Origin of the sequence: Isoptericola croceus, from assembly GCF_029382255.1 — a bacterium.
Classification (GTDB): Bacteria; Actinomycetota; Actinomycetes; order Actinomycetales; family Cellulomonadaceae; genus Isoptericola; species Isoptericola croceus.
This window is the reverse complement of the sequence record NZ_JARLLG010000487.1, coordinates 1-256: the sequence shown is the minus strand read 5'-3', so window position 1 is coordinate 256 and position 256 is coordinate 1. Positions and strand designations below refer to the sequence as shown.

General features: G+C 65.6%; 1 protein-coding gene. It reads right to left on the bottom strand.

The window, feature by feature from the left end; genetic code table 11:
* A partial coding sequence (locus tag PZC42_RS24960; RefSeq protein ID WP_277214321.1) for an NAD-dependent epimerase/dehydratase family protein occupies positions 1 to 194 on the bottom strand: 194 nt, incomplete at its 3' end.
* Between the last annotated feature and the right edge of the window lie 62 nt (positions 195 to 256).

The window sequence follows — 256 nt, the reverse complement described above, 5'->3', positions numbered from 1 at the left end:
GCGACAATGACCTCGTGCTTCTCGTTCTCCATGAGCTTGTCGACGAGGTGCGAGCCGATGAAGCCAGCTCCGCCGGTGACGAGGATCCTCAGGTTCGCCTGGAAGAACTTGGAGAACCGGAGCGGCGAGGGCGTCGGCGGCGGGCGGGTGGTGTGCTCCCCGTCGCTGCTGCCATTGGCCTCCTTCTGCGCCATCCCGTCGAGCACCCTGCCACTCGGGAGGGAAGGATTGGGGGGGAGAGGAGAGCAAGCTTGGA